The sequence below is a fragment of the Devosia sp. Root413D1 genome (assembly GCF_001425235.1).
In the GTDB taxonomy this organism is placed as follows: Bacteria; Pseudomonadota; Alphaproteobacteria; order Rhizobiales; family Devosiaceae; genus Devosia_A.
This window is the reverse complement of sequence record NZ_LMEA01000001.1, coordinates 1-26,545: the sequence shown is the minus strand read 5'-3', so window position 1 is coordinate 26,545 and position 26,545 is coordinate 1. Positions and strand designations below refer to the sequence as shown.

Below are 26,545 nucleotides of genomic sequence, written 5' to 3'. Positions count from 1 at the left end.
GAACCGGCACAAAGATCATGCGTTGCTGAACCGATTGTGAATAGCGGCTTCAGCGCCGGGCCAAGTGAAGGCAGCTAGAAGTCTCCTCAAGCAGCGGAAACCGGATACCGGTCGCCCGCAACAGGGACGAAAGAGATGGGCAGACTCGCAGCAGGAACCGTCATTGCACTCGCGATCCTCGCGATGCAGGGCAACCTGGTGCGGGATGTCCTGGCCGAAGACAGCCAAAGGCTGATCGCTTCGACCACGCTTTCGTCCGCCACCCCGGTGGCGTCCGGACCCAGCAGCGAGCGAGTGCTGAGCCTGTTGCTCACGCTCGAGGCGCTGCGGGCCGCGCCCGAGGTGCTCGGCTCCCCACGCCGCTAGAGATGCGCTCAGCGCATAACAGAACCAAAGTGCAATGCTCGGCATAAGCAGAGCCTTTGACCTCCGGGCAAAGCGCCGCTAGAAGTCTCGAACCATTCCAAACTGGAGCGCCCGGCCTTCTCGGCGGGCGAGGCGCGAGACTAGCATGGCTCCCTCTTCACGGCCGCTTTCGCCGCATCTTTCGATCTACCGCTTCACGCTCACCATGACGATGTCGATCGTGCACCGCGCGACCGGCATTGCGCTCTATGGCGGCACCCTGCTGTTGGTGCTGTGGCTGGTGGGGGCGGCGGTCGGCGGCGGCTTCTTCGATTTCGTCACCTGGCTGTTCGGCATGTGGCTCGGCCAGCTGGTGCTGTTCGGCTACACCTGGGTGCTGTTCCACCACATGTTTGGCGGCATCCGGCACTTCGTCTGGGATACCGCCAAGGCGATGGACGCAAACGGCCGTGAGCTGGCGGTGCGGATCCAGCTCGGGGCCTCGATCCTCGTGACGCTGATCGTCTGGGCAATCTTCGTGTGGTTCAAATGAGCGTTCTCGGCAAACCCACGCGGGCCCAGATCCAGAACCCCGCGACGCGTTACGGCAAGGCCAAGGCCTCGACCCGGCGCTTCATCACCCAGCGCATCACCGGCGCGATCAACATCGTTTTTTCGATCTTCATCATCTGGTTCGTGGTCAGCCTCGCGAGCCGCGCGCCGGCCGAGATGATCGAGCTGGCCCGCAACCCGTTCGTCGCCATCGGGCTGGCGCTGCTGGTGATCAACGTCTCGATCCATATGCGCAACGGTATGCGCGATACGATCGAGGATTATTTCGACAAGGGCGAACATGGCTGGGCGATGCTCGCCAATAACCTGTTCGTCGGTTTCTTCTTCGTGGTGGCGCTAGGCGCCATCGCCAAGCTCGTCTTCTGGGGTTAGTCCGCATGGCCGCTTACGAGATCATCGACCACGAATTCGACGTGGTCATTGTCGGTGCTGGCGGCGCCGGGCTGCGCGCGACGCTGGGCATGGCCGAGCAGGGGCTCAACACCGCCTGCATCACCAAAGTGTTCCCGACCCGCTCGCACACCGTGGCGGCACAGGGCGGCATCGCCGCGTCGCTGGGCAATATGGGCCCCGACAGCTGGCAGTGGCACATGTACGACACCGTCAAGGGGTCGGACTGGCTGGGCGACAACGACGCCATGGAATACCTGGCGCGCGAGGCGCCGGCGGCGATCTACGAACTCGAGCACTATGGCGTGCCGTTCTCGCGCACCGAAAAAGGCACCATCTACCAGCGGCCGTTCGGCGGCCATATGACGGAATTCGGCGATGGCCCGCCGGTGCAGCGCACCTGCGCCGCGGCCGACCGCACCGGGCACGCCATTCTCCACACGCTTTATGGGCAGAGCCTCAGGAACAACGCGCAGTTCTTCATCGAGTATTTTGCGCTCGACCTGATCATGGGCGCCGATGGCTCGTGCCAGGGCGTGATGGCCTGGAAGCTCGATGACGGCACGCTGCATCGGTTCCGCGCCAAGCTGGTAGTGCTGGCGACCGGCGGTTATGGCCGGGCCTACTTCTCGGCGACCTCGGCCCATACCTGCACCGGCGACGGCAACGGCATGGTGGCGCGGGCCGGGCTGCCGCTGCAGGACATGGAGTTCGTGCAGTTCCACCCCACCGGGGTCTATGGCGCGGGTGTGCTGATCACTGAAGGGGCGCGCGGCGAGGGCGGCTATCTCACCAATTCCGAGGGTGAGCGCTTCATGGAGCGCTATGCGCCCAACGCCAAGGACCTGGCATCGCGCGACGTCGTGAGCCGCTGCATGACCATCGAAATCCGCGAAGGGCGCGGCGTCGGGCCGAAGAAGGACCACATCTTCCTCCATCTCGACCATCTTGACCCGAAAGTCCTGCACGAGCGGCTCCCGGGCATCACGGAATCGGCCAAGATCTTCGCCGGCGTCGACCTGACGCGCGAGCCGATCCCGGTGCTGCCGACGGTGCATTACAATATGGGCGGCATCCCCGCGAACTATCACGGCGAGGTGCTGAACCCGACCGAAGGCGATCCGGACCGCGTGGTGCCGGGGCTGATGGCGGCGGGCGAAGCGGCCTGTGCTTCGGTGCATGGCGCCAACCGGCTGGGTTCGAACTCCCTGACCGACCTCGTGGTGTTCGGCCGGGCCGCGGCGCTCCGGGCGGCCAAAGTGGTCGACAAGGGTTCGATGGTGCCGGCGGCCCGCGCCTCGGAAGACGAGCGCATCCTCGCCCGCTTCGACCGGCTGCGGCACGCCAATGGCAGCTCCCCGACGGCTGAAGTGCGCGACAAGATGCAGCGCATCATGCAGGAGGATGCGGCGGTGTTCCGGACGTCGGAATCGCTGAAGTCGGGCGTCGAACGCATTACCGCGCTCTATGGCGAACTCAGCGACCTCAAGGTTTCTGACCGCTCGATGATCTGGAACTCAGACCTGGTGGAAACGCTGGAGCTCGAGAACCTGATGGCTTGCGCCGCAACCACGGTGGTCTCGGCAGAAGCCCGGCACGAGAGCCGTGGCGCCCACGCGCACGAGGATTTCCCGAACCGCGACGATGTCAACTGGCGCAAGCACACGCTGAGCTGGATCAATGATGCGGGCAAGGTCGACCTCGGCTACCGGCCGGTCCACGTCGACCCGCTGACGCCGGAGAGCGAGGGCGGGATCAGTTTGAAGAAGATCGCGCCGAAGGCCCGAGTGTACTGAAGTGCGGCGGCGGGCGCGTGCGATAGCTCTGCTGGCAGCGCTCCCGCTTGTGGCCATCTTGTCGATGACGGCTCAAGCTGGTGACCTGAAGGCCACCGATGGCGAGATAAAGGCACTTCTGCAGGGTTGTTGGCACGAGGGTAACTCCCTGCTCTGCTTCGAGCGGACCGGGCGATTCACCGAGCGAGTTTCTGGTGGTGCCGAGGGAGGCTGGGCCTATCTCGGGTCCTACAGGGTTGCGGCAGGAAAGCTGCGCCTCAACAATATGCGCGGCGACGGTCCGATAACCGCCAATCGCCAGATGATTTGCGATGTGTTGATGCGTCCGAGGGTTTCATTTCGACTGATCAACTGCGCCAGATCCGATAGGGGTGGTCGCGCGGTCGATGACGCCTACAGTTATTTGCCAGCGCAGTTCGGCTATCTCTTCTTGTCGGAGACGATATCCGAATGACCGCTGCAGCTGGCTCTTCAGGCACGCCACTGCCGCAGAAGCTGGGGCTCAAGGCTGGGCCGCGGGCGCTGTCCGGGGTGCTGTGCATTGCTCTGCCGGCAGCGTTACTAGCCGTATCGGCATGCTCATCAACGCCAGTCTCGCCCCATAGCGACAAGCCGCTGGTACCCGTGGTGGCAACGGATGTCGGCCTGGAACTGGCGATAGCTGATTGCTGGCACGGCGAGACGAAGGCATTCTGCGTTGTCCGAAACGGATCGATGTACGGGCCACCCTCACTAAGTGTCGACCCGAAGTGGCGCGCCACCTATCGCGTGTCGAAGGGGCGCTTCTATGCCAAGGTCGGAACCGGGTCTTGGGCATGGGCGGCGGCCGGCGCACTCGACTGCAAGATTTCGTTCGAGGATTCCAACCACCTCGTGCTGACGGAGTGCGCGGGTGGGCTAGAGGATGGCCGGTTCGAAAGGGCAAAGAACATCGACTGGTCCAAGACAGGGTATGTCGTATGACGCCCGGAGTGGACATATCGTCAGGCTATTCCGGCACGCCGCTGCCGCAGAAACTCGGCCTGAAGGATGGGCAGCGGGCGCTGTTTCTCGGGCTGCCGGGTGAGCTCGGTGAGCTGGCGGTGGCGCGAGAGTTTGCCGAAGTGCGCGTGTCCGAGTGGGATGCGTGGCGCGGCAGCACGAGCTGGGACTTCGTGCATGGCTTTACCGCCTCGCGCGGCGTGCTCGAGGATAATGCGCGGCCGCTGCTGGAGGCCATCACCCGCGATGGGGTGATCTGGATTTCGTGGCCGAAGAAGGCATCAAAAGTGCCGACCGATATCACCGAAGATGTGATCCGTGAGGTGGTACTGCCGATCGGGCTGGTCGATATCAAGGTGGCGGCGGTCAGCGAAATCTGGTCGGGTTTGAAACTGATGATCCGCAAAGAATTGCGGTGAGAGAGACGGGGCGAATGATGAAGCGGGTTTTGGTGGCGCTCTTGGCGCTGGGGATGCTGTCGGGCGTGGCGCAGGCTGCGCCGACCGAGGCGCAGAAGGCAGATTTCTACAAGACCTGCATGGGCATTGCTTCGGACGATGCGCTCTGTTCGTGCAAGGCCGATGCGGCGATGACGCTGATCGACGAGGAATTCATGGCCATGGTGATCGCCTCGATGAAGGGCAAGTCGCCGCCGGAAGGCCAGTATGCGGCGTATAACACCTACGTCGCCAAATCGAACCAGATCTGCAAGCCGAACTATTGACCAACAAAGAGGTGCCGCCCGTGTCGCTCATCCCCATGAAAGCCCTCGGACTTGTCGCCGGCGCGTTCGCAACGCTCTGGCTCACCGGCTGCGGCGGGCTGTCGGCTGATGCGCAGGCGGTGGCCGATGCCTGCTCGAAGGTGCCGGGCGCCACGGCGGAAAGCTGCCAGTGCTACGCCAAGGAATTGTCGAGCAAGCTGAAGCCGGAGCTGATGAAGCTCGCGACTTATGCCCAGACCGATCCGGGCAAACTGTTCGATCCCGCAGTGATCGGCAATGTGAGCGCCAATGACGTGATGGCGGTGACCAACACGTCAGCCGCGGCGCTCAAGACGTGCAAAGTTGTAGGGTAACACCATGGCTGAACTGACGCTCCCCAAGAACTCGCGGATCATGCCGGGCAAGACCTGGCCGAAGCCCGCGGGGGCGACGCGGCTCAAGGAGTACCGGGTGTACCGGTATGATCCGGACAGTGGGGAGAACCCGCGGCTCGACACCTATTTCATCGATCTCGACGATTGCGGGCCGATGGTGCTCGATGGACTGTTGTGGATCAAGAACAAGGTCGACCCGACGCTGACGCTGCGCCGTTCCTGCCGCGAGGGCATCTGCGGCTCGTGCTCGATGAATATCGGTGGCGCCAATACGCTCGCCTGCACCAAGGGCATGGACGATTTCGCCGGCCCTATCAGCGTCTACCCGCTGCCGCACATGCCTGTCATCAAGGACCTGGTGCCGGACCTCACCACCTTCTACGACCAGCACCGCTCGATCGAGCCGTGGCTGAAGACCACGACGCCGACGCCGGAAAAGGAGTGGCTGCAGAGCCGCGACGACCGCGCCAAGCTCGACGGGCTGTACGAATGTATCCTCTGCGCCTGCTGCTCGACCTCGTGCCCGTCCTACTGGTGGAACGGCGAGAAGTATCTCGGCCCTGCCGTGCTGCTGCAGGCCTATCGCTGGCTGATCGACAGCCGCGACGAAGCCACCGAGGAGCGGCTCGACAACCTCGAGGATCCGTTCAAGCTCTATCGCTGCCACACCATCATGAACTGCGCCAAGGTCTGCCCCAAGGGGCTGAACCCGGCCAAGGCAATCGCCGAGATCAAGCAGATGATGGTGACGAGAGAGTTCGCGTAAGGCGGAACAGGCCTGGGAGTCGCATAAGCTGTACGAGACCGTCGCCGAGATCGAAGACCCGTCCGTCGCCCGCGTGCTGATTGCCGCGCTGAAGGCGCATGGCTTTCACCCCAAGGAGGGCGGCGAGCACGGCTTGCCGGGGCTCGCCGGGGTGTATGGGCCCAAGGGGATTCCGATCGAATTGCCGGAAGACGAGGCGGCGGATGGGAAGATTCTGACCGAGGCGCTCGTGGCGGAGATGGTGAAGCGGTAGGAGCGGCTGGAGCGTGGGGCCACCCACCCTTGATCCCTCCCCACAAGGGGACGCGGTGGCGCCCTGAGGGGAGGGAGACGCTTACTGCACTTTCGGCTCTTGCCCTCCCTCCCCCTTGTGGGAGGGTAGCGGAGCTTGGCGAAGCCATAGCGAAGCTAGGGTGGGGCGGTCACAGCCACCGGGCGTCCGTTCCCTAACTCCGCCACATTAATCGCTGCATAGGGGAAGCGGGGCTTTGGCGGTTGACGGCTTTGCCGTTCAGGCTGTATCGCCGGTCACCAATTCTTAACCATCTGGCGGAGCAGAGCCGATGATGAGTTCGAGACGCGCAGGCGTTTCCATTGCCGTACTGGGTGCGTTGTCGCTCGTGTTGAGCGGCTGCGCCTCGAGCGGCGTGACCACGACCAGCATCGCGTCGACCGAAACCATCACGCCGATCCAGAATTCGTCGGTGGCAAGTTCGGACCTCAACGCCTTGCCGGGCAGCACGGTGCAGCAGGCCTCGCTCGGCCAGCCCGCGCCGCTGACCCCGGGCCAGCCGGCGCCGGGTCAACTTGGGCAGCCGGCCAATGCCGATGGTTCGTTCGCGACGCTTGGCTCGGTGCCGCAGGCATCGGGGCGTGATCTTTCCACCGGGCTGACGGTCGAAAAGCTGCTGGGTGGCTGGACCGTGGTGTCGGGCGCCGAGCAGTGCAAGCTCAACCTAACCCAGACGGCGAAATCCGGCACCTCGCGCTATCGCGCTTCGACGCCGGGCTGCGGGCTCAACGGCCTGAAGGTCGTGGCGAGCTGGCAGCTGGTGGGCAACCAGGTGCAGTTGTTCGACGAGAATGGCGATATCATCGCCTCGCTGATCCTCAGCGGCAGCCAGTTCATCGGCACCCTGGCAGGCGGCCAGGGCATCACGATGGTTGGCTGACTTTGGCCAGAAGTCTGTGTGGTCGCGCGCTCGAACCGCCAAAGCGTAGTCGCTTTGGCTGAGCGCGCTCGTCGGCGGGGGCCCGCGAGCGCACCAGTCACCGACAAACTGAACGCGCTGACCAAGGGCGGCGCGCTCACTCCTGATCCATTGCAGTTCAAGGCAGCGGCAGCGCTCGATCGCGTGGCGACCGAGCTCGCGGCGCAGCACGCTTCGCGCGGCTTTCTGAGCGGGCTGTTCGGCGGATCGGCGCCGGTGCGCGGCGCCTATCTCGTCGGGCAGGTCGGGCGCGGCAAGACCATGCTGATGGACCTGTTCTTCGCGCTGGCGCCGACCGAAAAGAAGCGGCGGGTGCATTTCCATGAGTTCATGGACGAGATGCATGAGGCGATCGCGGCATTCCGCAAATCCAGCAAAGGCAAGTCCGAGAGCGCCGATCCGGTGGCGGCGGTGGTGAAGCCGCTGCTCGAAGAAGTGCGGCTCTTATGCCTCGATGAGTTCCAGGTGCAGGACATCACCAACGCCATGCTGCTGGGACGGCTGTTCGACAAGCTGTTCGCCGGCGGGGTGACGATTGTTGCGACTTCGAACACCCGGCCGGACGACCTCTACGAGAACGGGCTCAACCGGCAACTGGTGCTGCCGTTCATTGCCGAATTGAAGCAGCACGCCGAGATCGTCGAGCTCGACGGGCCGACCGACTACCGGCGGCTGAAGTTCGAGGGCGAGGCGGTGTACCAGTTCGGCGTCGGGGCCGAGGTGGACGCCGCGATGGACCGGCTGTGGCTGAAGCTCACCGGCGGCGCGCCCGGCGAGCCGGCGGAGCTCCATTCGCTGGGCCGGACCATTCCGGTGCCGCGGGCGGCGATGGGGGCGGCGCGGTTTGAATTCACGGAGCTGTGCGACAAGCCGTTGGGCGCACGGGACTATCTCAAGCTCAGCCATGCGTATGAAGCGGTGATGATCGACCACGTGCCGCAGTTCGACCGGCTGCGCTCGAACGCGGCCAAGCGCTTCATCCTCCTGGTCGATACCCTCTACGATCGTGGCGCCAAGCTCGCGGCGAGCTTTGCGGCACCGCTCGACGAGCTGGGCCAGGACGACAAGACCCGTGCCGAGTTCGCGCGCTGCGTGTCGCGGCTGATCGAGATGCAATCGGCGGACTACCTCGGCGCGCCGCATCGGGGTGAAGCGGTTCAATCTGCCTAGCAAATAGGCAAGCCATGCAATCGCTGCAGATCGGCCCGCTAGGACCTACGGCTGACTTGCCCCCGTCACCCTCTAGGGTTAATAGGAGCGCGCAATTTCCAGCATAAGCAAAACGGGGTTCGGTGGATGGCGCGCAAGAAGATCGCTCTGATCGGTGCGGGACAGATTGGCGGCACTTTGGCGCTGCTCGCAGCAACCAAAGAACTGGGCGATGTAATCCTGTTCGACGTGGTCGACGGCGTACCGCAGGGCAAGGCCCTGGACCTCAGCCAGTCCGGCCCGGTGGAAGGCTTCAATTCGACGCTCAAGGGCACCTCCGAATACAAGGACATCGTCGGCGCCGACGTGGTGATCGTCACCGCCGGCGTGCCGCGCAAGCCCGGCATGAGCCGCGACGACCTGCTCGAGATCAACCTCAAGGTGATGGAGCAGGTGGGCGCCGGCATTGCGAAATACGCGCCGGAAGCGTTCGTCATCTGCATCACCAACCCGCTCGATGCGATGGTGTGGGCGCTGCAGAAGTTCTCCGGCCTGCCGGCGAACCGCGTGGTCGGCATGGCGGGCGTGCTCGACTCGGCGCGCTTCCGTCACTTCATCGCCGACGAGCTCAAGGTTTCGGTGCAGGACGTCACCGCGTTCGTGCTGGGCGGCCATGGCGACACCATGGTGCCGCTGCCGCGCTACTCGACCGTCGCCGGCATCCCGCTCCCCGACATCGTCAAGATGGGCTGGATGAGCAAGGAAAAGCTCGAGCAGATCATCCAGCGCACCCGTGACGGCGGCGCCGAGATCGTTGGCCTCCTGAAGACCGGTTCGGCCTTCTATGCTCCGGCGGCGTCGGCGATCGAGATGGCCGAAAGCTACCTGAAGGACAAGAAGCGCATCCTGCCCTGCGCCGCGTTCCTCAAGGGCGAATATGGCGTCAAGGGCACCTATGTCGGCGTGCCGGTGCTGATCGGCGCCGGCGGGGCCGAGAAGATCGTCGAGATCTCCCTCACCGGCTCCGAGCAGAAGGCGTTCGACAAGTCGGTCGCCGCAGTGAACGGCCTCGTCGAGGCGTGCAAGAAGATCGCGCCGAAGCTGGCGTAGTTTGTGCGGGGCCGGCTCAGTCGGCCCCCCACCCGGTGCTCCCTGCAACGGCGCGGGGACTTCAAACCCACTCCACCATTCCTGAGCATCCCGCGAGGCGGGGGACGACCCGGCGGGTGGGAAAGCTTCCGACACAAGGCGGTAGGTAGACATGAACATCCACGAACACCAGGCCAAGGCGCTGCTGAAGACCTACGGGTTGCCGGTGGCCGACGGGGTGGCGATCTTTACGCCGCACGAGGCGGAAGCCGCGGCGCTGGAACTGCCCGGACCGCTCTATGTGGTGAAGTCGCAGATCCATGCCGGCGGGCGCGGCAAGGGCAAGTTCAAGGAATTGCCCGCCGATGCCAAGGGCGGCGTGCGGCTGGCGAAGTCGGCTGCGGACGTCGCCGCCAACGCCAAGGAAATGCTGGGCAATACGCTCGTCACCAAGCAGACCGGTCCGGCCGGCAAGCAGGTCAACCGGCTCTATATCGAGGATGGCGCCGATATCGCGCGCGAGCTCTACTGCTCGCTGCTGGTCGATCGGTCCACCGGCCGGGTGTCGTTCGTCGTCTCCACCGAAGGCGGCATGGACATCGAAGCGGTGGCGCATGATACGCCCGAAAAGATCATCGCGGTCGATATCGACCCGACGGTCGGCGTCACTGCCAAGGACGTCGCCGAGATCGTCGCGGCGCTGAAGCTCGAGGGCTCGTCGGCGGACGACGCCAAGTCGGTGTTCCCGGCGCTCTACAAGGCGTTCGTCGAGACCGATATGAGCTTGCTCGAAGTGAACCCGCTGATCGTCATGGCCAACGGGCACCTGCGCGTGCTCGACGCCAAGGTGAGCTTCGACAACAACGCTTCGTTCCGGCATGCCGAGCTGGCGCCGCTGCGCGACCTCACCGAAGAGGACGCCAAGGAGATCGAGGCGTCGAAGTTCGACCTCGCCTATGTGGCGCTCGACGGCAATATCGGCTGCATGGTCAACGGCGCCGGCCTCGCCATGGCGACGATGGACATCATCAAGCTCTATGGCGCCGAGCCCGCCAACTTCCTCGATGTGGGCGGCGGCGCCTCCAAGGAGAAGGTGACGGCGGCGTTCAAGATCATCACCGCCGACCCGGCCGTCAAAGGCATCCTGGTCAACATTTTCGGCGGCATCATGCGCTGCGATATCATCGCCGAAGGCGTGATCGCCGCGGTGAAGGAAGTCGGCCTCAAGGTGCCGCTGGTGGTGCGCCTCGAAGGCACCAACGTCAAGGAAGGCAAAGCCATCCTCAACTCATCCGGCCTCGACGTGATCTCGGCCGACGACCTCGACGACGCAGCGCAGAAGATCGTCGCCGCCGTGAAGACCCGCTGAGCCAGGAAGAAGCAATGTCGATCCTCGTCAACAAAGACACTCGCGTTCTGGTGCAGGGGCTGACCGGCAAGACCGGCACGTTCCATACCGAGCAGGCGCTGGCCTATTACGGCACCAAGATGGTGGGCGGCGTGAACCCCAAGAAGGCCGGTGAAGTGTGGACCTCGGGGCTCGATGCCTCGGCCACGCTGCCGGTGTTCGCTTCGGTCGCCGAAGGCAAGGAGCGCACCGGCGCCACCGCTTCGGTGGTCTACGTGCCGCCGCCGGGCGCCGCCGACGCCATCATCGAGGCGATCGATGCCGAGATCCCGCTGATCGTCTGCATCACCGAGGGCATCCCGGTGCTCGACATGGTGCGGGTGAAGGCGCGGCTCGACAAATCCAAGTCCCGGCTGCTCGGACCCAACTGCCCGGGCGTCTTGACGCCGGAAGAGTGCAAGATCGGCATCATGCCGGGCTCGATCTTTTCCAAGGGCTCGGTGGGCATTGTTTCCCGCTCCGGTACGCTTACCTATGAAGCGGTGTTCCAGACCACCAATGCCGGGCTCGGCCAGACCACTGCGGTTGGTATCGGCGGCGATCCGGTCAAGGGCACCGAGTTCATCGATATGCTCGAGATGTTCCTCGCCGACGAAGCCACCAAATCCATCATCATGATCGGCGAAATCGGCGGTTCCGCCGAGGAAGATGCCGCGCAGTTCCTGATCGACGAGGCCAAGAAGGGTCGCAAGAAGCCGATGGCCGGCTTCATCGCCGGGCGCACCGCTCCGGCCGGCCGGACCATGGGCCATGCCGGCGCCGTGATTTCGGGCGGCAAGGGGGGCGCCGAAGACAAGATTTCGGCAATGGAACGCGCGGGCATAAAGGTGTCGCAGTCGCCTGCGAGGATTGGCCAAACCCTAGCCGACGTACTAAAAGGCTGAGGCGAGGGTGGACTGAAGACGGGGCGCGGGTGGTTTCCCGCGCCTTAACGTCAAACAAAGAAGTTGCGGGCAGGTTGGCCCGCGACGCAAAAAGGGCCCGGTCGAGCATTTCCCGGGCGTTTGAGAAGGATGGCGGGGTTCACGCCTCGCGACGCTGGACATGACCCGACAAGAAAAGAACGAACAGTTCTTGCTCTCTTCTTTCCTCTATGGCGGCAACGCCGATTACATCGAAGGGCTGTACGCCCGCTACAAGGCCGATCCGGCCTCGATCGATCCGACCTGGGCGTCGTATTTCGATCGGCTCGAGGATGCTCCCGCCGATATCGACAAGAATGCCGAAGGCCCGAGCTGGCAGCGCCAGGATTGGCCGCAGTCGGCCAATGGCGAGCTGGTTTCGGCGCTCGACGGCAACTGGGGCGAGATCCAGGTCAAGGTGCAGAAGGCGGTGGTCGAGAAGGCCAAGGTCGCCGGCGCACCGGCGCCGACCGCCATCGACGTGCTGCAGGCGACACGCGACTCGATCCACGCCATCATGATGATCCGCGCCTACCGCATGCGCGGGCATCTGCACGCCGATCTCGACCCGTTGAAGATGAAGGCCGACGATCCGGCACCCGAGCTCGATCCCCAAACCTACGGCTTCACCGAGGCCGATTACGGCCGCAAGATCTTCATCGACAACTATCTGGGCCTCGAATACGCGACGGTTCCCCAGATGCTGGAGATCCTGAAGCGGACCTATTGCTCGACCGTCGGCGTCGAGTTCATGCACATCTCCGATCCCGAAGCCAAGCAGTGGATCCAGGAGCGCATGGAAGGGCCGGACAAGGAGATCAAGTTCACGCCCGAGGGCAAGAAGGCGATCCTCAACAAGCTGGTCGAAGCCGAGGGGTTCGAGAAGTTCCTCGACGTCAAGTTCACCGGCACCAAGCGCTTCGGCCTCGATGGCTCGGAAGCGCTGATCCCGGCGCTCGAGCAGATCATCAAGCGCGGCGGTTCGCTGGGCGTGAAGGATATCGTGCTCGGCATGGCGCATCGCGGCCGGCTGAACGTCCTGACCCAGGTGCTGGCGAAGCCGCATCGGGCGCTGTTCCACGAGTTCAAGGGCGGGGCCTTCTACCCCGAGGAAGTAGAAGGCTCGGGCGACGTGAAGTACCATCTGGGTGCTTCAGCGGACCGCGAGTTCGACGGCAATAACGTGCATCTCAGCCTCACCGCCAACCCGTCGCATCTCGAGATCGTCGATCCGGTGGTGCTGGGCAAGGCGCGCGCCAAGCAGGACCAGCGTTCGGCGGTCGATGGGCGGTTCATCGCCGATACGCGCCAGACCGATCGCTCGGTGGTGCTGCCGCTGCTGCTGCATGGTGATGCGGCGTTTGCCGGCCAGGGCGTGATTGCCGAATGCCTCGGCCTCAGCGGGCTGAAGGGTCACCGCACCGGCGGCTCGATCCACGTGGTGATCAATAACCAGATCGGCTTCACCACGTCGCCGATGTATTCGCGCTCCTCGCCGTACCCGACCGACGTCGCCAAGATGATCGAGGCGCCGGTGTTCCACGTGAACGGCGATGACCCGGAAGCGGTGGTCTATGTGGCCAAGGTCGCCACCGAGTTCCGGCAGCGCTTCGCGCGGCCGGTGGTGATCGACATCTTCTGCTATCGCCGCTTCGGCCATAACGAAGGCGACGAGCCGAGCTTCACCCAGCCGCTGATGTATTCCAAGATCCGCAGCCACGAGACGACGCTCGATATCTATTCGAAGCGCCTCGCCGCGGAGGGCGTGCTGTCGGCCGATGACGTCGACAAGATGAAGGCCGACTGGCGGGCGCATCTCGAGCGCGAGTTCGAGGCCGGGCAGGATTTCCGCCCGAACAAGACAGACTGGCTCGATGGCGTGTGGAAGGACCTGAAGCGCGCCGACGTCGAGGGCCCGCGCCGCGGCGACACCGGGGTGGACATCCCCGATCTGGTCAATCTGGGCCAGAAGCTGTCAACGGTTCCGGCCGGCTTCAACGCCCACAAGACAGTGAAGCGGTTCATGGACAACCGGCTCGCCTCGATCGAGTCGGGCGAAGGCATCGACTGGGCGACCGGCGAAGCGCTGGCCTATGCGACGCTGCTCGAGGAGGGCCACCCGGTCCGGCTCTCGGGGCAGGACGTGGAGCGCGGCACGTTCAGCCAGCGCCACTCGGTGCTGTACGATCAGGACAAGGACGAGACCTACACGCCGCTCAACAACATCGCCGAGCTGCAGGCCCGCTACGAGGTCGTCAACTCGATGCTCTCGGAAGAGGCGGTGCTCGGCTTCGAGTATGGCTATTCGCTGGCCGAACCGAAAACGCTGACGCTGTGGGAAGCCCAGTTCGGCGACTTTGCCAACGGTGCGCAGGTGGTGGTCGACCAGTTCATCTCGTCGGGCGAGCGCAAGTGGTTCCGGATGAGCGGCCTCGTGATGCTGTTGCCGCATGGCTATGAAGGCCAGGGGCCGGAGCACTCGTCGGCCCGCCTCGAGCGCTACCTGCAGAGCTGCGCCGAAGACAATATGCAGGTCGCCAACTGCACGACGCCAGCCAACTACTTCCACATCCTGCGCCGCCAGATGAAGCGCGACTTCCGCAAGCCTTTGGTGCTGATGACGCCCAAGAGCCTGTTGCGCCACAAGAAGGCGGTGTCGGGGCTGGTCGAGTTCGGGCCGGAATCGACGTTCCATCGCCTGTTGTGGGACGATGCGGAAGCGCCGGGCGTGCCCAAGACGACGATCAAGCTGGCGCCGGACGAGGAGATCCGCAAGGTGATCCTGTGCACCGGCAAGGTCTACTACGACCTGCTCGAGGATCGCGAGAAGCGCGGCATCAACGACGTGTACCTGCTCCGTCTCGAGCAGCTCTACCCGTTCCCGGCCAAGGCACTGCTCGACGAACTCAACCGGTTCAAGAACGCCGAGATCGTCTGGTGCCAGGAAGAGCCCAAGAATATGGGCGCCTGGGCGTTCGTGCAGCCCTATATCGACTGGGTGATGGACCAGATGGGTCGCCCGGGCGACCGGCCGCACTATGTCGGCCGCGCTGCCTCGGCGGCGACGGCCACCGGCCTGATGCGCACGCACCTGCAGCAGCTGCAGGCCTTCCTCGAAGAAGCGTTCGCCAAGTAGAATCGCCCGCCTAGACGCGGCAAGAAAACTGAAGGACCAAACTGATGGCGACTGACATCCGGGTGCCCACGCTGGGCGAGAGCGTCACCGAGGCGACGATCGGCCAGTGGTTCAAGAAGGTGGGCGACACTGTCGCCGCCGATGAGCCGGTGGTGGAGCTCGAGACCGACAAGGTGACCATCGAGGTACCGGCCCCGGCCGCCGGCGTGCTCGAAACCATCACCGCCAATCCGGGCGATACGGTCAATGTCGGGGCGCTGATCGGGGCGATCGCCGCTGCTGGGTCTGCTGTGGCCGCCGCTGCACCGGCCGCTGTGGCCAAGCCCGCTGACGTGCCGCAGCCGGCCGCAGTCGCCGCCGAGCCGGCGCCGAAGCCCGCCAATGGCAACGGCTCCGCCGTGCCGCCGGCGCCGAGCGCCCAGAAGCTGATGGCGGAAGCCGGGCTCACCGACGCCGATGTCAGTGGTTCGGGCCGTCGTGGCCAGATCCTCAAGGAAGATGTGCTGGCGGCGGCGGCCAAGCCCGCTTCTGCACCTGCCGCATCAGTGGCTGCGGCGCCCGTCGCCGCCACGCCGAAGCCGGCTCCTGCGCCGGTTGCAGCGCCCGCACCTGCGCCGGCGCCGGCTCCCAAGGCCGCCGAGCCGGCGCCTGCTCCGGTCCCGGCGCAGCCGCGTGGTCCGGTTAACGCCAATGACGATGTGCGCGAAGAGCGGGTGAAGATGACCCGGCTGCGTCAGACCATCGCGCGGCGTTTGAAGGAAGCGCAGAACAACGCCGCCATGCTCACCACCTTCAACGAGGTGGACATGAAGCCGGTGATGGACTTGCGCAATTCCTACAAGGAGCTGTTCGAGAAAAAGCACGGCGTGAAGCTCGGCTTCATGGGCTTTTTCACCAAGGCGGTGACGCACGCGCTGAAGGAAATCCCGGCGGTCAATGCCGAGATCGACGGCGACGACCTGGTGTACAAGAACTACGCCCATATCGGCGTGGCGGTGGGGACCGATAAGGGCCTCGTGGTGCCGGTGGTGCGCGACGCCGATCAGCTGTCGATCGCCGGCATCGAGAAGGATATCGCCCGGCTCGGCAAGCTCGCCCGTGACGGGCAGCTCTCGATGGCCGACATGCAGGGCGGCACCTTCACCATCTCGAATGGCGGCGTCTACGGCTCGCTGATGTCGACGCCGATCCTCAATGCTCCGCAGTCGGGTATTCTGGGCATGCACAAGATCCAGGAGCGGCCGGTGGTGGTCGGCGGCGAGATCGTCATCCGTCCGATGATGTATCTGGCGCTGAGCTACGATCACCGTATCGTCGACGGCAAGGAAGCGGTGACCTTCCTCGTCCGCGTCAAGGAGAGCCTCGAGGCGCCGGAACGGCTGGTGCTGGATCTCTGATCCGGCGGCAGTCAGCGCAGATGTTCAGGGGCTCGCTTCGGCGGGCCCCTTTGCTTTTGGAACAAAGCCACGCAGGAGTGGGGTGCGGCTGAGCGCCAGAACGGCGACGATGTGGGCCGGGATCAGGAAGGTAACGACCTGTCCGCCCATCAGCATAACGTAGTACATCGGCATGCTGTCTGGATATGGCGATGGCCCCTGCAACAGGATCGATACCAGCGTCACGAGGGTGAAGCCGATCACGAGGACATTCAGCGACAACACCCCGTCTGACAGCGGTCGGTTCCGGCCGCGCCAGGCCAGAACGACCAGCACGATCGAGTTGGCCAAGGCGAACGCCACAAGCACGGCGGTGATGGGGAGAAGTGAGTCGAAGTCAAAAGAAGGCGCGCCGTAGCCCATGGCGTAGCTGAAGCCGACAAGCATGACGCAGGTGAGGGCAATGACCACGACGAACAGGGCAAGCCCCGAAAGAATGCGCACCATGACTGCCCCCCAGCACTGGACGGAGGCTGCACCGGTACGTGGCATGCCACAAGTGGCGTTGTGCGGATGCGGGTGGAGAGTGGTGGCGAGCACGCCGCCCGAGCTTCTGGAGCGTTTCACCGTTTCAATGAAGCGCCGAAACGCTCCAGGTCATTGATTTTGCCGCGCTTTCGAACCGGAAAAGTCTGCAGCTTTTCCTGAAAGCGCTCTAGAAGCTGACGGCCAGGGTTGCCTTGGCGCCGTGGTTCTCGGTTTCGCTCGAGATTTGGCCGAGATAGGACAGGGCCACGGTGGCCGTGTCGTTGAGGGCGAGATCGAGGCCGGCTTCGATCACGACGCTGTCGCTGGCGATCGGTGCGCCGGCGATGGTGAAGGCGTCACCCGCCGCGAAAGCCTGAGTTACAGTAGGGGTGAGATCGCCGAAGGCGTGGCGCCAGCCGAGCATGCCGAGCAGGGTTGCGTCGATGCTTCCCAGTTCGAATGCGAGTTCTGCCCGCGCCCCGAGGGTGGCGAAGGTGATGCCGGTGGAGCTGCCCGCAACCGTCAACGCGGCGGGGCCGCCCTCTTCGGTGTAGCCGTCGGTGGTGAGGTTCACATGCGCCAGGTTGACGAAGGGCTCGAGCCGGGCGCCGTCAGTCTCGATCGCGTAGGCGAGCTCGCCGAAGGCCTGGAGGGTCTGGGCGCCGTAGGCGGCGCTGAGGCTGTCATCGAGCCAGGGGATGGCGACAAGACGCTGGGTGGAGAGGTCCGCCAGGGTATAGGCGAGCCCGGTGCGCAGCGCGAGAGCGCCCCAGGCGGTGCCGCCGTAGAGGCCGAGGTGGTAGCTGTCGCTCGAGCCGGAGGAGGAGCGATCCTCTACTTCGAAGCCGGAGCGGCTGTAGCCGGCGAGGAGGCCGACCCGCCAGTCGCCGAGCAGGCCGTCGGTGCCGACCAGCAGGCCGCCGATATCATGATCGCGTGCGGCGGCGTTGCCATCTCCGCCGGCCGTACCGGAGGAGGAGAAGCCATAGGCCCAGACCGTCGGGCCGGCCGGCTCCGGAGAGGGCAGCATGGGCTCGGTGCTGGGCGCGTAGCCCATCAGCGGCACGTAGTCGTCAGAAGGGCCAGTCGGGCTGGTGCGAAGGCGCTGGCCCATGGCGTCACGGATGAAGCGGCTGTCTTCGATAAGCGCTCCCTGCAGGGTCGCGCCGATCTCACCCGATAGGGCGTCGAAGCTCGCCTGGATCAGGGCGTCATCGTCGGGCAGCAGAGCGATGGCGTCGTAGAGCGGGTTGGCGGCAAAGATGCCGATGCTGTCGATGGCCTGGGCGGTGGCGGTCTGGTTGCGGGTCGCTGCCGACGATACGAAGTCGATATCGTTGCGGCCCAGTTCGAGTGCCACCATGTCGGCGTCGTAGTCATAGATGAGGCGGGGCGTCAGAAAGGCATAGATCGACTCGACCTCGGCAAACGCTCCGGTGAGCTCGCCTCCAGTGGTCAGGATGATGCGGGTCGTGCGGAGGAAGTCGCCAGCCCCACCGATATGGGCGACGGTCCCGCCATTGATGGTGACGTTGCCGGTAACGGCGACAAGGTCGCTTGCGCTGCTCAAGGGATCGACCTCGACGTCAAAGGACGAGCCAGCCGCGAACACCAGGTCTCCGTCGACATGAAGCGTGCCGATGGAGTTGCCGGGCGCCAGCGTGCCGCCACTGGCGATCGTGGTGTTGCCGACCGTGCCGGTACCTCCGAGCGATGCGCCGTCGAGGATGTTCACGGCGCCGTCGACCTGGCCGTTCACGGTCAAGAGGCCAGTGTTCATGGTGACCTGGTCGGCGGTGATCGAATGAGTGGCGCCCACGGTGACGCCGCTGGCGACGTGGAGCGACACGTTGTCCGCAGTGAGCGAGTAGATGTTCAGGGCCAGGCTGTTGGCCAGGGTGAAGTCGCCGGTGATGGTCGCGCTGTTCAGCAAGCCGATGCGGTTGGCGGTGTTACTCAGGATGACGTCATCGCCGCCGTTGAGGTTGAGTGTCCCCGCCTCGACGATGCCGATCTGGCTGATCATCCCGCCGGCGCTGAGCGATACGACGCCTAAGTCACCGTTCAGCACGCCCACGAGCAGGGCGTTGGCGTCGGTGAGCGCGATAGCTGAACCCGCGGCGACGATCTGGCCGCCGAAGTCGTTGCCGCTGTTGGTCAAGGTGATGGTGCCGGTGCCCGCGACGATGGTCGTTTGTCCGGCTACCGAGACTGCGCCGCTCTGGGTGACGGACTGATTGCCGCTGCTGACGGTCAGCTCCGGGTACGGGCCCGGCGCCACAACGTATTGCGCTTGCGCCGGCAGCGGGGAGCAGAGGCCTGCAATGGTGCCGGAAAGCGCAAGCAGCGCGGCACGTGCTGCCGTACTGTCGTCGGTGGTCCTAGTCCACAAACCCACGCCCGCCCCCGGAACCCTCGTCAGTCGCCCCGCAATTTCTCGCAGGCGACTGTTGTAGAACTATTTGAACCAGGAGCAGGCTTGTCGAGAATCCTCAACGGAATCAAGCGGTACTTTCCTTCAGCACCTTCAGCTTCGGCTTTTCCTTGCGGGTGAACAGGAACACCCCGCCCAGCACCAGGGCCGTACCGATCGCGTGGTAGGGCGTGAAGGCTTCGCCGAGGACGGAGATGGCGAGGCCGACGGTGACCACCGGCGAGACGTTGCCGATGATGGCGGTGCGCTCGGGGCCGATCAGTGCGATGGCGCCCGAGATGCAATAGGCCGGCAGCACGGTCGACACCGTGCCGATGGCCAGCATCAACAGGAACCCGTTGCCGGTGACCGCAAGGTCGGTGACCGGATGGGTGAAGAGGAAATGCGCGATCACCGCCGGGCCGGCGCCGCTCATGGCGATGGAGGTGAAGAGCTGCGGGCCGAGTTTGTCGATCAATGGCTTGGCCATGATCTGGTACGCCGCGTAGGCGATGGCCGAGCCGAACACCAAGGCGGCGCCGAGCAGCACGTTATCGCCCTCGATCCTGAGGTCATGCCAGAAGATGACGCCGATGCCGAGGTAGGAGACGAGCAGCGCCACGACCATCGGCAGGGTGATTTTGCGCTTGAAGAAGATCGCGCCGAACAGCACGACGAAGAACGGATAGGTGAGGAGGATCAGCCGGTCGAACTGCGCGGTAATGTATTCGAGCGCCGAGAAATCGAGGTAGCTCGCGACGTAATAGCCGATGACGCCGACGCCGAGGGTCTGCGCCAGCACCGGCCAGGTGAGCACCGGCGGGGCGCCTGGGGGTTGCTGGGCCAGCTTCTTGCGGTAACCGAGGATGCCGACAGTCAAAAAGATCGGCACGGCGACGATCATTCGCCAGGTGAGTGTCGTCACCGAGTCGATGCCCTCGAGCAAAGCCAGCTTGATGACGATGCCTTTGGTGGCGAAGAACGCCGCGCCGGCGAGCGCCAGCACGATGCCGGCCCAGGCGAATTGCCGGAAGCCGCGATGGGCGGTGGATGGAGGTGACGCAGTCTCGGGAGACATTTGGCGGGTCCAGTTCTGGCCCCTGCCATCAGATCACCGGGTTACCGCGCCTGATGGCGGGGCCGGTGAGCAAACGAGGGTCAAACAGCCGTCGCGTCCCGGTCCCCGGAGGGGATGAGGCAGGTTTTGCCAATAATTAGGATGCAAGCGGTCATGGGCGGATAGGTACGCTCGGGCATGGCGGCTGTAAAGTGGCCGGTTGGGTGAACGGTGCGTTCGACCGCCGATTGCGGTTTTGCGAGGCATGGCTGATGCTTGGCGCCATGAGACGTGCTCCCGATATCGCCGCGGCAGTGGCGGAAGCCTACCGCCTGTTCCCCGACAATGGCCTGGGCGGACCGCTGCAGGTCTGCACCTGTGGGGTGTGCATGTCCGTGGCTATGAAGGCCGAGATCGAGAAGACGTCACGCGAGCGACTGAGCGTGGAGCAGATCTCGGAGTATCTCAACTCGGCCCATGAGGCGAGCGGGGCGCTGGCCAGCCAGCAAATGCGCTGGCTGCTGCCGCGTCTGCTCGAATGCTGCGCCGAGGGGCCGTGGCCGTACTGGAACACGGAGCACACGTTCGCAAAGCTCAACGAAGCGGGACTGCCCGACTGGCCCGAGGCGGAGCGGTTGGCGGTTCGCAGGGTCTTTCTGGGCCTGCTGGCTGCGAGTTTCGGCGGGCTTCCGGGAGGAGATGAACCCGGCGTGCTGATCGAGGCGTTTGTCAGGGCGGGAGAGCCGATCGGACCGTATCTCGAGCTGTGGGAGGGCGATCGGTCGGAGCCGGCGAGCGTGGCACTGGCGGAGTTCATCAACTGGCAGCTGACCTGGGCCAAAGGTGAGCGCTACCTGCGATCGAGCGAGTCGTGGTCGAGCAAGGCCGACAATGACCTGTTCATTGCCTGGCTTGTGCAGCCGGAAACGGTGATCCGCTTGCAGGAAGCGTTCTTTTCGGCGAGCAGTACGGCAAAGGCGGAAGTCCTGTCGCTTGCGCACGACGTCATAGCGACACCGGGGCGCTGAGGCCGGACTCAGGCCCGCGGATGGGCCGCGCGGTAGCTCTCGAGCAGGCGCTCGGTATCGACCGCGGTGTAGATCTGGGTGGTCGAGAGCGAGGCGTGGCCCAGGAGCTCCTGGATGGCGCGCAGGTCGCCGCCTTTGCCGAGAAGGTGAGTGGCAAAGCTGTGGCGGAGCGCGTGCGGGGTCGCCGAGGGCGGCAGCCCGAGGGCGCCGCGCAGCTGCTGCATGCGCAGCTGGATCAGCCGCGGCGACAGCGGGCCGCCTTTCTTGCCGCGGAAGATCGGCTCGTCCGGACCGGGGTGGAACGGGGTGAGGCCGAGATAGGTGTCGATGGCCTGGCGCACCGCAGCGATCAACGGCACCAGCCGGGTCTTGCCACCCTTGCCGGTAACGCGCAGGGCGCTCGCTTCAAGATCGGCGCGGCTGACGGCGAGGGCTTCCGAGATACGGAGGCCTGCGCCATAGCAGAGCGAGATCACCGCCATGTCGCGGGCGGCGACCCAGGGAGTATCCTCGAGTTCGTCGGTGGTGCGGATGGTGGCCTTGGCTTCGAGCACGGTCAGCGCCTTGGGCAGCGAACGCGGCTGCTTGGGTGTGCGGATGGTGTTGAGCGCCTCGCTCGCGAGGATGCCTTCCCGCTCGAGGAAACCGAAGAAGCTCTTGATGGCGCTGAGCGCCCGGGCCAGCGAGCGCGAGCCGAGGCTCTCGCTGCGACGGGCAGCGAGAAAGGCACGGATATCAGCGGCGCGAAGCCCCTGCAGCGTTTGCAGTGTGACCTCGCCGCCGGTGTGGGCCGAGAGGAAGGTGACGAACTGGCCGAGATCGCGCAGATAGGCCTCCAGCGTCAGCGGCGCGAGGCGCCTGATGGCGCCGAGATCGCGCTGCCAGTTGGCGATATGGGCGGAAAGGCCGGCGTCGGCGAACATGGCGTGGGACATGTCGAAAGCCTACGGCCGGGCGGTTAGGATTCGGCAAACGGAGTGGGTGTTGCGGATCTGCATCACCAGCCTTCCGAACCCCCGGGTACCCAACACGCGGGCGTGAGGTGCCCTTTGCCTGCCTTATTTGGCGGGCTATCCGGGCGACATGCATCGGTTGACTGCCATATTGACGCTGTGCGTCGCGCTGCTCGCGCTGTTGAGCCCCAGCTTCGCGGCCGGGGTTTGCATTGCCAATAGCGGGCTGCCGACCATGAGCGCCAGCCACGATGGCGGGCCGGCGCATCTGCCGAACCCGTGCGAGATGCAGGGTGGCAAGCGGGTGATGCCGCCGCAGCCGGAACTGAGCCGGCGGGTTGTCGAAGTGCCGCGGGCTACCGTGGCGCAGTGGGCCCTTGGCTTGGCCGACCAGCCGATGCGGCAGGGTCGGTCGCCCCTCGCGGAACTGCCACCGCCCCGGCTCGGCTGATCCTCTCACGACATCACCACCTTTCCTGACCAACGCGGCCCGACCGGCCGCTAACGAGATATTTCAAAATGACTGACCTGATCATCGGCCGCCGGGCGCTGCTCGCCGGGGCGGCGAGCTTTGCAGCCCTCGCCCTCGCCGGCTGCGCCACCTCCGGCGCGCCCCGGCTGGAAACCGAAACCGTCCGCATTCCGGACGATGTGCTCGCCATGTATGCGGCGCAGCCGAACGAGCGCTTCCCGATCCCGGCGGCCCGCATGGACCTGATCGAACCGCAGTTCTGGCGGCAGGTGGTGGACGATCCGACGGGCGAGCGGCCCGGCACCGTGGTGGTCGATACGGCGCACCGCTTCCTCTACCTGGTGCAGGAGAACGGCAAGGCGATGCGCTACGGCGTCGGCATCGGCCGCGACGGCTTCACCTGGTCGGGGCGCGGCGTGATCCAGTACAAGCGCGAATGGCCGACCTGGACGCCGCCGAGCGAGATGATCGACCGGCAGCCCGAGCTCGAGCCCTATCGCCGCGGCATGGCGCCAAGCCTCGAAAACCCGCTCGGGGCGCGGGCGCTCTATATCTTCAAGGATGGGCGCGACACCATTTACCGGCTGCACGGCGCGACCGACGAGCGGACCATCGGCAAGGCGATCTCATCAGGCTGCGTGCGGCTGCTCAACCAGGATGTGATCGATCTGTATCAGCGGGTGCCGAGTGGGTCGCCGATTCTGGTGATGTGACCTCCCCGGCGTCATTCCCGCGCAGGCGGGACTTGCCACCAGACAGCGCCGCAAACTCGGTGTCATCCCGGCGAAAGCCGGGACCCACTGCTCTGAGGGTAGGCAGGCACAAGCCTTGCCGGTCCATCACCGAAAGGTCGGATGGTTCTATGCGGGTGGATAGGGCTGTGCACTGGGTCCCGGCGTTCGCCGGGATGACGCCAGTGGGTGGGCGAGCAGGTGCCGGCTCGGAAGCCGGCGCCCCTAGTGCTTCAGCGCTTCGGCCAGCGAGTTCTGTACGTAGGCCATGGGTTCGGACCATCTCGGGTCGCCCCAGCGCTGCTGCATTTCGGTTTCCGAGACCTCCTCGACGCGCTGCTGCAGCCACCAGATATTGCCGAGCGGGTCGCGGACGCGGGCGACGCGGTCGCCGAAGGCGAGGAGGGTCGGCTTGGTGACTTCGGTGGCGCCGGCTTCGAGCGCCTTGGCGAAGCCCTTGCGCGCATCGGGAACGTAGAGCCGGATGAAGGCCGGCATGGCCGCGAGGCCGGCCGGCGCGTCGAAGGCCATCACGACGGCGTCACCGATGCGGATCTCAGCGTGGCCGATGCTCCCATCCTCGTTGGCCATACGGCTGAGTTCGACCCCGTCGAAGGCGGCGACGAGGAAATCGATCAGCTGCGGGGTGTCGGAAGAAATGATCCACGGCGTGACGGTGGTGTAGCCTTCGGGAATCGTGCTGGGCATGGGACGCTCCTCGTGTGGTTGGGCACGGGTAATTGAACCGAGACTGCTGACAGAACGCGGCAGCAGCGTAAGAGTTTGGCGAAGGCACTTGCAATTCCCATCTCAGCCGTGAACAAAGCGAGCACAGATGGAAAAGTCCCCCGACATCGTGGCGGTGATGGTGAGCGTGTCGGTCGATGGGCCGTACAGCTACCGCGTGCCCTATGGGATGGAGGTGCAGCGCGGCTCGATCGTCGCGGTGCCGCTGGTCGGGCGGCTGACGCTGGGCGTGGTCTGGGGGCTGCCCAAGGACAATTACGCGCATAACCGGCTGAAGGACATCGCCCAGGTCTTCGACACGCCGCCGCTCAGTGAAGAGCTGCTGAGGACGGTCGACTGGGTGTCGAAATACACCCTGGCGGCGCCGGGGCTGGTGCTCAGGAGCGTCTTGCGTTCGACCGAGGCGCTGGCGCCGGAGCGCCCGATCACCGCCTTCCGCTTGACCGGGGTGGAGCCCGACAAGCGCACCAAGTCGCGCGACAAGGTGCTCGACCTGCTGCTCGATGGCCAGGCCTGGGCCAAATCGGCGATCATCGGCGAGGCCGGAGTCTCGGCCTCAGTGGTCGAGGGGCTGGAGAAGGCCGGGGCGCTCGCGCGGGTCGAGATGGCGCCGCCACCGATCGCGCTGCCGCCTGACCCCGACGCGGCGCCGCCGACGCTGAACGAGGAGCAGGCGGCGGCAATGGCGCAGATCCGCGAGATCGACGTCAACGGCTTCGGGGTGGCGCTGCTCGACGGGGTGACCGGCGGCGGCAAGACCGAAGTGTTCTTCGAGGCAGTGGCCGATACGCTCAGGGCCGGGCGGCAGGCGCTGGTGCTGCTGCCGGAAATCGCGCTGACCTCGACCTTCGTCGAGCGGTTTTCCAAACGCTTCGGCACCAAGCCGGCCGAGTGGCATTCGGATATGACGCCGGCACAGCGGGCCCGCACCTGGCGCTCGGTGCTGAACGGCGACGTGCGGGTGGTGCTGGGAGCCCGTTCGGCGCTGTTCCTGCCGTTCCGCGAGCTCGGCCTGGTGGTGCTCGACGAGGAACATGACGGGGCGTTCAAGCAATATGACGGGGTGAACTATCACGCCCGCGATATGGCGGTGGTGCGGGCGCGGTTTGCCGAGGCGCGGGTGATCCTGAGCTCAGCGACGCCGTCGGTGGAGAGCCGGAACAATGCCAACCAGGGGCGCTACAAGCATGTGCTCCTGACCTCGCGTTTCGCCGAGGCGGGGATGCCGGACATCGCGCCGATCGACATGCGCGAGGAGCCGCCGGAGAAAGGGCAGTGGATCGCACCGAAGCTGGCGCGCGAGGTGTTCGCGACGCTCGACCGGGGCGAGCAGGCGCTGCTGTTTTTGAACCGGCGCGGCTATGCGCCGCTGACTTTGTGCAAGGCGTGCGGACACCAGTACCAGTGCCCGGATTGCTCGGCCTGGCTGGTCGAGCACCGCTTCCGCGGCGTCCTGATGTGCCACCATTGCGGGCACGAACAGCGGGTGCCCAAGGCCTGCACCGAGTGTGGGGCGGTCGACTCGCTGACGCCGATCGGGCCGGGGATCGAGCGGGTCGCCGAAGAGGCGGCGGAGCGCTTCCCGGGCGCGCGCATGGTGATCCTCAGCTCCGACATGGGCTCGAACCAGCAGCTCAAGGAGCGCTTTGCCGAGATCGAGCGCGGCGAATACGACCTGGTGGTGGGCACGCAGCTGGTGGCCAAGGGGCACCATTTCGAGAAGCTGACTTTGGTCGGGGTGCTCGATGCCGATCTCGGGCTCGACCGCGGCGATCCGCGCGCGGCGGAGCGGACCTTCCAGATCCTGACACAGGTAACGGGGCGCGCCGGCCGCGCCAACCGGGCCGGCAAGGCGTTCCTCCAGACCTATCATCCGGACCATCCGGTGATGAAGGCGATGGTCAAGGGCGATCGCGAGGCGTTCTACAAGCATGAACTCTTGGCGCGCGAGGCGGGTGGGCTGCCGCCGTTCGGCCGGCTGGCGGCGCTGATCGTTTCGGCCAACGAGCACGACCCGGCCTTCGCCTATGCCAAGCAGCTGCTGAGCGTCGCGCCACTGGCGGAAGGGCTGAAACTGTTCGGCCCAGCCGACGCGCCGATCTCGATGATCCGCGGCAGGCACCGGGTGCGGCTCTTGGCGCAATCCGGCAAGGACTTTGATCTCTCGGGCTATGTACGGTTCTGGCTGGAGCAGGCGCCCAAGACCACGGGGAACCTCAGAGTGCAGGTGGATATCGATCCGCAGTCGTTCCTCTAGCGCTGGCAGAAAGGCCCCCTCACCCGCCGCTCCGCGACGACCTCTCCCCTCTGGGGACTGTTGCGCAGTTGGCGAGGGCTGGTGGTTTGGGCCGCAGGCGTAGCCCTGAGGGGGCGGTTCTGGCGGCTTTTGCTGAGTA

Annotated in this window: 27 protein-coding genes; 22 read left to right on the top strand and 5 right to left on the bottom strand. The window is 65.3% G+C overall.

Annotated features, from left to right (window positions below; all coding sequences use genetic code 11):
• Positions 1 to 135 precede the first annotated feature (135 nt).
• The 18 genes from ASC89_RS00135 (at position 136) to odhB (ending at position 16,241) form a co-directional block, all read left to right on the top strand.
• Entirely contained in the window at positions 136 to 366 is a 231-nt protein-coding gene (locus ASC89_RS00135; protein WP_055993627.1) for a hypothetical protein, read from the top strand.
• Positions 367 to 511: 145 nt separating this feature from the next.
• Positions 512 to 898: a succinate dehydrogenase, cytochrome b556 subunit gene (gene sdhC / locus ASC89_RS00130; RefSeq protein ID WP_055875526.1), complete on the top strand. Its 387-nt coding sequence runs from the start codon at positions 512 to 514 to the stop codon at positions 896 to 898.
• On the top strand, positions 895 to 1,290 hold the full coding sequence (sdhD, locus tag ASC89_RS00125; protein ID WP_055993622.1) for a succinate dehydrogenase, hydrophobic membrane anchor protein: 396 nt from the start codon (positions 895 to 897) through the stop codon (positions 1,288 to 1,290). Before sdhC ends, sdhD begins: the two co-directional genes overlap by 4 nt.
• Before the next feature lie 5 nt (positions 1,291 to 1,295).
• Positions 1,296 to 3,104: a succinate dehydrogenase flavoprotein subunit gene (gene sdhA / locus ASC89_RS00120; RefSeq protein WP_055993620.1), complete on the top strand. Its 1,809-nt coding sequence runs from the start codon at positions 1,296 to 1,298 to the stop codon at positions 3,102 to 3,104.
• 58 nt (positions 3,105 to 3,162) lie between these two features.
• Positions 3,163 to 3,558 (top strand): hypothetical protein, encoded by a 396-nt coding sequence (locus tag ASC89_RS00115; protein ID WP_156384434.1) that lies wholly within the window; start codon positions 3,163 to 3,165, stop codon positions 3,556 to 3,558.
• Complete coding sequence (locus tag ASC89_RS28315) at positions 3,555 to 4,067, top strand: hypothetical protein (RefSeq protein ID WP_156384433.1); 513 nt, start codon at positions 3,555 to 3,557, stop codon at positions 4,065 to 4,067. The genes ASC89_RS00115 and ASC89_RS28315 overlap by 4 nt, the downstream gene beginning before the upstream one ends.
• A gap of 8 nt (positions 4,068 to 4,075) precedes the next feature.
• On the top strand, positions 4,076 to 4,504 hold the full coding sequence (locus ASC89_RS00105; protein WP_244488367.1) for a DUF3052 domain-containing protein: 429 nt from the start codon (positions 4,076 to 4,078) through the stop codon (positions 4,502 to 4,504).
• 14 nt (positions 4,505 to 4,518) lie between these two features.
• Positions 4,519 to 4,809, top strand: a complete 291-nt coding sequence (locus tag ASC89_RS00100; protein ID WP_055993609.1) for a hypothetical protein — start codon at positions 4,519 to 4,521, stop codon at positions 4,807 to 4,809.
• Between the two features lie 20 nt (positions 4,810 to 4,829).
• Complete coding sequence (locus ASC89_RS00095; RefSeq protein WP_055875544.1) at positions 4,830 to 5,162, top strand: hypothetical protein; 333 nt, start codon at positions 4,830 to 4,832, stop codon at positions 5,160 to 5,162.
• Between the two features lie 4 nt (positions 5,163 to 5,166).
• Complete coding sequence (locus ASC89_RS00090; RefSeq protein ID WP_055993603.1) at positions 5,167 to 5,949, top strand: succinate dehydrogenase iron-sulfur subunit; 783 nt, start codon at positions 5,167 to 5,169, stop codon at positions 5,947 to 5,949.
• 73 nt (positions 5,950 to 6,022) lie between these two features.
• Positions 6,023 to 6,202 (top strand): hypothetical protein, encoded by a 180-nt coding sequence (locus ASC89_RS00085; protein WP_055993599.1) that lies wholly within the window; start codon positions 6,023 to 6,025, stop codon positions 6,200 to 6,202.
• 313 nt (positions 6,203 to 6,515) lie between these two features.
• Positions 6,516 to 7,121, top strand: a complete 606-nt coding sequence (locus ASC89_RS00080) for an AprI/Inh family metalloprotease inhibitor (protein WP_162247885.1) — start codon at positions 6,516 to 6,518, stop codon at positions 7,119 to 7,121.
• A gap of 54 nt (positions 7,122 to 7,175) precedes the next feature.
• On the top strand, positions 7,176 to 8,330 hold the full coding sequence (gene zapE / locus ASC89_RS00075; protein WP_082533159.1) for a cell division protein ZapE: 1,155 nt from the start codon (positions 7,176 to 7,178) through the stop codon (positions 8,328 to 8,330).
• A 126-nt stretch (positions 8,331 to 8,456) separates the two neighbouring features.
• Complete coding sequence (gene mdh / locus ASC89_RS00070; protein ID WP_055993593.1) at positions 8,457 to 9,419, top strand: malate dehydrogenase; 963 nt, start codon at positions 8,457 to 8,459, stop codon at positions 9,417 to 9,419.
• Positions 9,420 to 9,570: 151 nt separating this feature from the next.
• Complete coding sequence (gene sucC / locus ASC89_RS00065) at positions 9,571 to 10,767, top strand: ADP-forming succinate--CoA ligase subunit beta (protein ID WP_055993590.1); 1,197 nt, start codon at positions 9,571 to 9,573, stop codon at positions 10,765 to 10,767.
• A 14-nt stretch (positions 10,768 to 10,781) separates the two neighbouring features.
• Positions 10,782 to 11,690 (top strand): succinate--CoA ligase subunit alpha, encoded by a 909-nt coding sequence (gene sucD, locus ASC89_RS00060; protein WP_055875565.1) that lies wholly within the window; start codon positions 10,782 to 10,784, stop codon positions 11,688 to 11,690.
• Positions 11,691 to 11,850: 160 nt separating this feature from the next.
• Positions 11,851 to 14,844, top strand: coding sequence for a 2-oxoglutarate dehydrogenase E1 component (locus tag ASC89_RS00055; protein WP_055875568.1), 2,994 nt, complete (start codon positions 11,851 to 11,853; stop codon positions 14,842 to 14,844).
• A gap of 44 nt (positions 14,845 to 14,888) precedes the next feature.
• Positions 14,889 to 16,241, top strand: a complete 1,353-nt coding sequence (gene odhB, locus ASC89_RS00050) for a 2-oxoglutarate dehydrogenase complex dihydrolipoyllysine-residue succinyltransferase (RefSeq protein WP_055993587.1) — start codon at positions 14,889 to 14,891, stop codon at positions 16,239 to 16,241.
• Positions 16,242 to 16,265: 24 nt separating this feature from the next.
• Here the strand turns inward: odhB and ASC89_RS00045 are convergent, their stop codons facing one another.
• From ASC89_RS00045 to ASC89_RS00035, 3 genes are all read right to left on the bottom strand, one after another.
• Positions 16,266 to 16,727: a hypothetical protein gene (locus ASC89_RS00045; RefSeq protein WP_055875574.1), complete on the bottom strand. Its 462-nt coding sequence runs from the start codon at positions 16,725 to 16,727 to the stop codon at positions 16,266 to 16,268.
• 208 nt (positions 16,728 to 16,935) lie between these two features.
• Complete coding sequence (locus ASC89_RS00040; RefSeq protein WP_156384431.1) at positions 16,936 to 19,146, bottom strand: autotransporter domain-containing protein; 2,211 nt, start codon at positions 19,144 to 19,146, stop codon at positions 16,936 to 16,938.
• A 103-nt stretch (positions 19,147 to 19,249) separates the two neighbouring features.
• The gene (locus tag ASC89_RS00035) at positions 19,250 to 20,239 is read right to left on the bottom strand and encodes a DMT family transporter (protein ID WP_055993581.1); all 990 of its coding nucleotides are present in this window, start codon (positions 20,237 to 20,239) and stop codon (positions 19,250 to 19,252) included.
• Positions 20,240 to 20,430: 191 nt separating this feature from the next.
• Between ASC89_RS00035 and ASC89_RS00030 the strand changes: the two genes are divergently transcribed.
• Positions 20,431 to 21,246: a hypothetical protein gene (locus tag ASC89_RS00030; RefSeq protein WP_156384430.1), complete on the top strand. Its 816-nt coding sequence runs from the start codon at positions 20,431 to 20,433 to the stop codon at positions 21,244 to 21,246.
• 8 nt (positions 21,247 to 21,254) lie between these two features.
• Here ASC89_RS00030 and ASC89_RS00025 read toward each other — a convergent pair whose 3' ends face one another.
• On the bottom strand, positions 21,255 to 22,181 hold the full coding sequence (locus ASC89_RS00025; RefSeq protein WP_082533093.1) for a tyrosine recombinase XerC: 927 nt from the start codon (positions 22,179 to 22,181) through the stop codon (positions 21,255 to 21,257).
• Positions 22,182 to 22,338: 157 nt separating this feature from the next.
• Between ASC89_RS00025 and ASC89_RS00020 the strand changes: the two genes are divergently transcribed.
• Together ASC89_RS00020 and ASC89_RS00015 are read left to right on the top strand one after the other, a co-directional pair.
• A complete protein-coding gene (locus tag ASC89_RS00020) occupies positions 22,339 to 22,650 on the top strand; it encodes a hypothetical protein (protein WP_162247884.1) in 312 nt (103 codons plus the stop codon).
• Positions 22,651 to 22,718: 68 nt separating this feature from the next.
• A complete protein-coding gene (locus tag ASC89_RS00015) occupies positions 22,719 to 23,384 on the top strand; it encodes a L,D-transpeptidase (RefSeq protein WP_055875588.1) in 666 nt (221 codons plus the stop codon).
• A gap of 243 nt (positions 23,385 to 23,627) precedes the next feature.
• On the opposite strand, the gene ASC89_RS00010 is transcribed toward ASC89_RS00015, so the two are convergent.
• Positions 23,628 to 24,110, bottom strand: a complete 483-nt coding sequence (locus ASC89_RS00010) for a VOC family protein (RefSeq protein ID WP_055993570.1) — start codon at positions 24,108 to 24,110, stop codon at positions 23,628 to 23,630.
• A 127-nt stretch (positions 24,111 to 24,237) separates the two neighbouring features.
• Between ASC89_RS00010 and ASC89_RS00005 the strand changes: the two genes are divergently transcribed.
• On the top strand, positions 24,238 to 26,406 hold the full coding sequence (locus ASC89_RS00005; RefSeq protein ID WP_055993568.1) for a primosomal protein N': 2,169 nt from the start codon (positions 24,238 to 24,240) through the stop codon (positions 26,404 to 26,406).
• The last annotated feature ends 139 nt before the right edge of the window (positions 26,407 to 26,545 follow it).

Coding starts and splice junctions, on each gene's coding strand:
- ASC89_RS00135 (WP_055993627.1), top strand. CDS start 136: ATGGGCAGACTCGCAGCAGGAACCGTCATTGCACTCGCGATCCTCGCG.
- sdhC (WP_055875526.1), top strand. CDS start 512: ATGGCTCCCTCTTCACGGCCGCTTTCGCCGCATCTTTCGATCTACCGC.
- sdhD (WP_055993622.1), top strand. CDS start 895: ATGAGCGTTCTCGGCAAACCCACGCGGGCCCAGATCCAGAACCCCGCG.
- sdhA (WP_055993620.1), top strand. CDS start 1,296: ATGGCCGCTTACGAGATCATCGACCACGAATTCGACGTGGTCATTGTC.
- ASC89_RS28315 (WP_156384433.1), top strand. CDS start 3,555: ATGACCGCTGCAGCTGGCTCTTCAGGCACGCCACTGCCGCAGAAGCTG.
- ASC89_RS00100 (WP_055993609.1), top strand. CDS start 4,519: ATGATGAAGCGGGTTTTGGTGGCGCTCTTGGCGCTGGGGATGCTGTCG.
- ASC89_RS00090 (WP_055993603.1), top strand. CDS start 5,167: ATGGCTGAACTGACGCTCCCCAAGAACTCGCGGATCATGCCGGGCAAG.
- ASC89_RS00080 (WP_162247885.1), top strand. CDS start 6,516: ATGAGTTCGAGACGCGCAGGCGTTTCCATTGCCGTACTGGGTGCGTTG.
- mdh (WP_055993593.1), top strand. CDS start 8,457: ATGGCGCGCAAGAAGATCGCTCTGATCGGTGCGGGACAGATTGGCGGC.
- sucC (WP_055993590.1), top strand. CDS start 9,571: ATGAACATCCACGAACACCAGGCCAAGGCGCTGCTGAAGACCTACGGG.
- sucD (WP_055875565.1), top strand. CDS start 10,782: ATGTCGATCCTCGTCAACAAAGACACTCGCGTTCTGGTGCAGGGGCTG.
- ASC89_RS00055 (WP_055875568.1), top strand. CDS start 11,851: ATGACCCGACAAGAAAAGAACGAACAGTTCTTGCTCTCTTCTTTCCTC.
- odhB (WP_055993587.1), top strand. CDS start 14,889: ATGGCGACTGACATCCGGGTGCCCACGCTGGGCGAGAGCGTCACCGAG.
- ASC89_RS00045 (WP_055875574.1), bottom strand. CDS start 16,727: ATGGTGCGCATTCTTTCGGGGCTTGCCCTGTTCGTCGTGGTCATTGCC.
- ASC89_RS00035 (WP_055993581.1), bottom strand. CDS start 20,239: ATGTCTCCCGAGACTGCGTCACCTCCATCCACCGCCCATCGCGGCTTC.
- ASC89_RS00025 (WP_082533093.1), bottom strand. CDS start 22,181: ATGTCCCACGCCATGTTCGCCGACGCCGGCCTTTCCGCCCATATCGCC.
- ASC89_RS00015 (WP_055875588.1), top strand. CDS start 22,719: ATGACTGACCTGATCATCGGCCGCCGGGCGCTGCTCGCCGGGGCGGCG.
- ASC89_RS00010 (WP_055993570.1), bottom strand. CDS start 24,110: ATGCCCAGCACGATTCCCGAAGGCTACACCACCGTCACGCCGTGGATC.
- ASC89_RS00005 (WP_055993568.1), top strand. CDS start 24,238: ATGGAAAAGTCCCCCGACATCGTGGCGGTGATGGTGAGCGTGTCGGTC.